General features: G+C 67.5%; 4 protein-coding genes and 2 pseudogenes. 1 reads left to right on the top strand and 5 read right to left on the bottom strand.

What is annotated here, in order from left to right; translation table 11 throughout:
• The 5 genes and pseudogenes from ACFTZL_RS39080 to ACFTZL_RS39060 all read right to left on the bottom strand — a co-directional run.
• Positions 1 to 1910 (bottom strand): RICIN domain-containing protein (locus tag ACFTZL_RS39080; protein WP_382593496.1); only part of this gene is annotated, 1910 nt, incomplete at its 3' end.
• A gap of 1263 nt (positions 1911 to 3173) precedes the next feature.
• Positions 3174 to 3368: pseudogene (locus tag ACFTZL_RS39075) on the bottom strand (IS5/IS1182 family transposase); the annotation flags it as partial.
• 735 nt (positions 3369 to 4103) lie between these two features.
• Positions 4104 to 4628 (bottom strand): hypothetical protein, encoded by a 525-nt coding sequence (locus ACFTZL_RS39070; RefSeq protein WP_382593493.1) that lies wholly within the window; start codon positions 4626 to 4628, stop codon positions 4104 to 4106.
• Between the two features lie 263 nt (positions 4629 to 4891).
• Entirely contained in the window at positions 4892 to 5083 is a 192-nt protein-coding gene (locus tag ACFTZL_RS39065; RefSeq protein ID WP_382593502.1) for a hypothetical protein, read from the bottom strand.
• A 304-nt stretch (positions 5084 to 5387) separates the two neighbouring features.
• Positions 5388 to 5498 (bottom strand): annotated as a pseudogene (locus ACFTZL_RS39060) (hypothetical protein); the annotation flags it as partial.
• A gap of 35 nt (positions 5499 to 5533) precedes the next feature.
• On the opposite strand from ACFTZL_RS39060, the gene ACFTZL_RS39055 reads away from it, so the two are divergent.
• Positions 5534 to 6334, top strand: coding sequence for a hypothetical protein (locus tag ACFTZL_RS39055; protein ID WP_382593499.1), 801 nt, complete (start codon positions 5534 to 5536; stop codon positions 6332 to 6334).
• Positions 6335 to 6354: the final 20 nt, after the last annotated feature.

Here is a 6354-nt window from a genome sequence, read left to right as displayed (position 1 = left end):
GTCTCCTTGTCCTTCTTGGCGTTGTCGCGGTGCACCTTCGCCGCGTCGGCCGCGGCCTTCGCCTGGGACTCGGCCATCGCCGCGGCGGCCTTGCGGAACTCCGCCTTCGACTGCGCGGCCTGCGCGAGAGCACGCTGCGCGATGGTCGCGCTGTCGCCCGCGGACGCCCTGGTCGCCGCCTCGGCGGTCTCAGCGGCCTTCACCATCGCCGTCAGCGCCGCCACCGACCCCTTGGTGACCTGTGCTTTCTGCTGACCGACCAGCAGGCCACGGCCCCGCGGCGCGCCGGCGGCATCCGCAATGCCGTACGCGGCCTGCTCAGCCGTATCGGAGGCGGTGGCCGCCTTCTTGGCGTTCTCGAGCTGGGTCTTGAGCGTGGCCAGGTGCTTCTTCGCTGCCGCCTGGGCGTCGGTGACGACCTTCTTCGCCTTGTCGAACTCGGCCTTGTCCGGGTACAGCGGGCTGTCCGTGCCCTTGTGACCGGACGGCTTGATCAGGAACTTCTGCGACGCGGCGTTCTTGCAGTCCAACAGCCGCGCGTCCGTGCTCTTGGTGAACGCACTCAAGTCCAGGCACTTGCCCGTGCTCACGCTCTTCAGAGGCGCGGTGGCACGGACGTCGCCCTTCCACGACTGCCCCTTGGACTTGTAGCAGTCATAGATCTGGATCTTCGTGCCGTTCGCCGACGCGTTCCCGGCCACGTCGAGGCATCTTTGGGAGCCGACATTGCGGAGGTAGAGGTTGTCCTCGCTGCCCTCCAGCGTCCACTGCTGGGCCCCGCCGCCGTTGCAGGTGTAGATCTGCACGGGCGTGCCGTTGGCCACCTTGCCGCCCGCGACGTCCAGGCAATGGCCCGCCGCGCCCGGCACCTGGATCACCACAGGACTGTCGCCGATCCAGCCCAGCCCGCCGGCCGACCAGTAATCCTGCCAACGGGCGGAGTAGTCCGCCATCCACGACTGGCCGAGGACCTGTCCCAGGGTGAACGTGCCCTCCTGCAACGCCTTGGTGGCGGTGACGTTGGCACCGAGGATCTGCTGGCGCTGCGTGGCCTGCGAGGCGATCTCCTGCTGCCACTCGGCGGACGCCTGCGCCACCTCCTTGCCCAGAACCCGGTTCGGGTCGATCGGGGCGTGCCACGAACATGAGGCGAAGCGGGCCTTCAGATCCTCGACCGCTATGCGGTACTCCGGGGTGTCCGCAGCCGGGGCCGTGCGAGGGAATCCGCCGGAGCCCAGGAAGATACGAGCGTCATCGGCGAACACCCGGGGAACGAACAACTCGTTGGGTTCGATCTTCCCCGAGTTCTTCTTCCAGACCTTCCACGCCTGCTGTTCCTGCGGTGTTCCCCCGGTGGTGTACTGCGGGTCACCGACCGCGAGAGCGGCGGCCTTCGTCTTGTCGTCAGCGGTGGGAGAGGGGTCGTAGAACGGCGAGAACAAGTCGACCGACTTGAAGTACGACTGCCACAACCACGGAACCAGTCCGGTCTTGTCGAAGACCTCGAACTCTCCGGGCGGCTCGTCAGGGTAGGAGCTTAGGCCCATGACGGTTTTGGCAAACGCCAACTCCTGGTCATTGGCCTTCTTGAGCCACTGGTCGCTGCTGGCGCTGTCCGCGTAGGAGGCCTGGTGCAGGGGAGAGTTGTTGTCGGCGAGGTCCCGCTTGAGCTTCTGGTGGAGCTGGTCGGGAGGCAGCCCGATGGAGTTGTGCGCGAGGCCGAACAGGTTGGGCCCGCCCTTGCGCAGGGCGTCGACGGCCACACACTGATCCTCGCGCAGCTGCTCAGCCGCTTTGGTGTCGAACCCGTCGTACGAGTCGCCCGTCGCAGCCACAGGCGCGGTGCGCTGTTCGGCGCCCCTGCCGAACTGCTGGCCAGGCTGGACGACCAGGCCACCGAGGACGGCCAAGGCAGCGATGGACGTGGCAGCCGAGGTTAACGCTGTTGATGTTCGGGATCTGGGGTTGAACAACCCCGGTCTGAAGCGCAAAGGGGCATCCTTTGTAGCAAAACGGACGGCGGCAGGCGGGAGCCGCCCTAGAGACGGTGGGACGAGCGGATCAGCCCGCCCGGACAGCGGCGAGCGAGTAGGTGTTCCAGCGAGCCGGCGTCACGGCATGACGGACCATCTCTCCCCCGTGACGATGCCCCCCCTGGGGCGCCAATGACGTGCGCGCGTCACAACGAGGATGGTCGACGCCTCATGCGGTACACGCGGCGATCAACTTAGCCACAGGTCAACCGGGCACGGCAAGCGCTGTCCCCGATGCCCGAACCCTCAACGGGAAATCATTTGCGCGGCGCGGCAGCTGCAAACGCCGAGCTCACAGCGGGAATTATCTGTGTGGGACACGTAAAGAAAAGGTGTAGACGCCGAAGACTCCCTGCCAAAGTTTGACCGAAAGTTACCTACTCGCCGGTAGTCCGATGATGTCTCCATGGGAGTTGCCGCTCGGGCGGCGTGTCGGACTCGCCGCCCGCACCCCCAACAGCACCGGTGCGGTACGACGGGTGCTGATCGGCGACTACTCCCCCGAGGACTGCGACGACCACCAGGGACCTGGCGCGCGAACTATGCTCTACCCACCACATCACCGGCACCCGGGCAGAGGCTCAGGAAGATGCCATGCAGATCGCAGCTGCCCCTCAAGCACATATCGCTGGCCAGGTAGCACCACTGCAGGCGGAGTACGCCGTACCGGAGTCCGCTGACGGTGGCCTCGAGAAGGAAGCCGTACGCATGGCCCACATAGCCCACGCGTTCAGTATTTCCCGCCTCGTCCCGGCTGCCCTCTCCCGTCTCACACCCTCTGCCGCACCGAAGCGAACTGGGCCATGACTCTCTTCGATCGCAGTCTCATAGAAAGCCCCACTGCCGTCTACGCACACCTGCGCTATAGCGCCGCGGTGCACCGCACCACTACTCCAGATGGTGAGCCACTCTGGGTGATCACCCGCTACCGGGAGGCCCGCGCCTCGCTGGCGGATGGCCGCCTGTCGCTGGATAAGGCAAACGCGAAAACCTGTGGTAGCTATCAGTCGTCCATGCCACCCGAGCTCGACGCCTATCTGCTCAACATGGACCCACCCGACCACACCCGTCTGCGCCGTCTCATCTCAAGAGCCTTCACGCCACGGCGCATCGCAGCCCTCCGCACCCGGATCCAGGCCATGACAGACGCCCACGCCAGTACGTGGCAACCAGCAGGACCCGGTCCTCCAGTGGCAGACCCCCACGGCCGACCCCGACGTGCAGCGTCTGCACCTTGAGACCGCACAGCGGTTCCCAACTTGCCGAACTGGCGCGGGTTCAGCCCGCTGACGGGCATTATCCAGGACGGCGCCGCTCCGTGATCACACCAGCCATGCTGTGATCATTTCACTGCTGACCCGCTGGACCTCGGGGTTTCACCCAGGCTTCCTGCCGCCCGCGAGCCGCCGACGCCACCAAAGGTCAGAGCGCCACTGTCGGCGGTCGGCAAACGGGTCGGGAAGGGTGCGCTTGAGGTAAACAGTGTCAAGAGAGACCACTTGGCGCTCCAATTCGGCACGAGCCCGGACGGGCAGCAGCTCCAGAACCAGCTCGAGCACGTCGCGGGCATGCCTCACGTCCTCAAAGGAACAGCCGCGGCACGAGCACTCCGCGTTCTGCGGATAGAGAGGCCGACGTCCAGGCGGTTCCAGAAACGCTTGATAACGCCGCAGCGCACGGTTGGTGGCACCGGGATAGACGTAATAGTCGGCCGACAGCCTCTCTGCTCGATGTATCGCGAGGCTGGTGCGGGCAGAGAGCCCGTGGATCCGATCCGGCGGCGGGTCCTCCCAGGCGCGAGGACCTTGCTGTTCGACGCGCAGGGCGCCTGGCCGTCTACGCGGCATCGGCCTTTCGGTATGCAGTCATGGACGTCATCATGCCAGCACCCACGCCCCCGCGATCAGGAGTAACGGGGCAATCCTTGAAACGTGTTGCAGAAGGCTGTGATCAGGGCATTTCCCTTGTATGCGTGGGGTGTTGAGGCCTAATACTGCAGCCGCATTTACGGGAGTCTGTGGTCGCGGTCACCGGGTATGTGCCCAGCCGGTGACCGGCGGGGCTCTCCAGTCACTGGTTCGCCTTTGCAGGCTCTGGCGCCTTGCCAGGCCAGACCGTGGTCACTATGGGCCAGATCAGGCTGTAAATGAGGACTTTGGTAAGGGGGTTGAGCCACACGAGTAGCAGAGCGCCCTTGTCGAGGGTGCCGACCAGCACCACCAAGCCGAAGATCAGGCCGACGCTGATCGCGTAAGCCAGCAGGAACCAGAACCAGGACTTCCAGGCATCCGTGACAGCCGCGCGGCCGTAGAGCTCCGGACGCGGTGGAACGGCGGCTCCGCTGAAGCGGCGGGCGAGCTTCGCATCGGCCCAGCGGACGGTGCGGTGGCCGTAGACCACGGTGATTCCGAGGTAGGCCGCCGACAGTCCGTGCCAGACCGTTGGCTCAGCATCGTCCCGGATACTGAACACGGTGGCCCCCAGCAGCACGACGTCGATCAGCGGGACGCACAGCAGCAGCGCGCCGCCGAGGTTCCGCCGGCCGGCGGCATAGCGCGCAGTCAGGCCGCCTACGAGGAAGACCCAGAAGAGCACATCGCAAGCAAGAATCAAGTAAAGGATGACGCAGCCCTCCAGCGCACAACGTGATCACTATTGTCCCGGGCGGCCTTGGTCCGGCACCCGGATTCAGTCAGTGCTATGGGGGTTGGTGGCCGCGGCGGCGATAGTGGTTGAGCCGGGCTCGATGCTGGTGTCGGCGGCGCCAGCGTGACCAGTGCAGGATGTGGTCGGTCCCGTGCCGGACGTGTGGACGAGTTTGTTCAGCAGGCGGCGGATCTCGTTCACGGTCAGTCGGATCAGGTCGCCTCGGTGTCCCCCTTTTCTCCCGTGGCAGCCCGGAGGGCGGCCAGATGGGCGGCGGCCGCCATGGCCAGGGTGATGTGCCGGTACCAGGCCGGATAGTGACGGACCTGATAGTGGTCCAGGCCGGCCTCGTTCTTCGCCGCCTGAAAGGCTTCCTCGATCGCCCAGCAGGCCCCCAGCGGCACGGACGAGCTCCGCGAGCGGGGTGTCGGCGCGGGCGTGGGTGAGGTAATAGGCGCGTTCGCCGTCGGCCAGGGACCGGCGGAGTAGCAGACCGTCTTCGAAGCCATCCGTGCGCTGGCCGGGCAACGAAACCATCGCCCAGGCGTATTCGCGTGGGCCGTGGGCGCCGTCGCCGGCGGAGCGGATCTCCCATGCGTCCTCGGGCAGGATGGCCGAGACGGTGCGGGCGTTCTGCCCTCGGGGCCCGCACCGGTGCTTGCAGCCGATCGCCAGCACGTAGCCGAGCCGCCTCTGGGCGAGCCAACTGCGCAGCACAGGGTCCTGGCCGTAGACCTCGTCCCCGGTTACCCACCGAAACGGCACCCCGGCGTCCACCGCCCTCGCCAGCATCGCCCGGGCCAGGTCCGGTTTGGTGGCAAAGCCGACGCCTGCTCCCCGACGACCTGCAGCACATGGCCCTGTACTACCGGGCCAAGGCCCACCGCGACCTCGGGGACAGCCCGGCCTCCCGCGCCGGAATGCAGGCCGTCGCCGACGGCGGGGGCCGCCTTTCCCCTGCCGCCCGCCGCGGACTCGCCCATCTCGCCCGTATGGCCGGCGACTTCCCCACCGCCCTGGCCACCGCCCACACCCTGGGCTGGGAAGGCCGCCACCACCGCGTCGAAGGCGACATCTGGTGGCCCCACGGAGCCATGGACCGCGCCGCCGCCTACGCCGCCGCACGCGACGAAGCCGAACACCACGGTGTCACCGGTGAGCGCGGCAACAGCCAGGCGCACCGCGCCTTCGCCCTGGCCTTCACTGACCCAGCCGTCGCCGACGACGAACTCGCCCTCGCCGAGCAGCTGCTGGCCGGCGTCGATCTGCGCGCCACCACCCTGATCACCCATATCGCGGCACTCGCCCGCGACGCCGGCCGCACCGACGCCGACATCGACGACCGCGCCCAGGGGCTGCGCGCCGAGATCCGCACCGCGGGCGTGACGTACACCGAGCTCGCCCTGGACCTCGCCCTCGCCTTCCACCACGCCGTCCGCGACGACCACGACCAGGCGACCGCGACGATCGCCCGGCTGCGCGAGAACACCCGCGGCGGCGACTTCGCCTACTACGGCACCATCGCCGCCTTCATGGCCGGCCAGCCCGTCACCCAGACCTCCCGCGTCCGGTGGGCCGACAGCGAGCCGGCCACCCGCGAGCGCTGGCACGCCCTGGTCGCCGCCCGGCGACGCCACCTCGGTACCCGGCAGTAGTCGTAGGCCCGCGCTGATGT

Origin of the sequence: Streptomyces sp. NPDC056948 (genome assembly GCF_042674225.1) — a bacterium.
GTDB lineage: Bacteria > Actinomycetota > Actinomycetes > Streptomycetales > Streptomycetaceae > Streptomyces > Streptomyces purpurascens.
The sequence above is the reverse complement of the archived record's forward strand: the minus strand, read 5'-3'. Positions and strand labels throughout refer to the sequence as shown.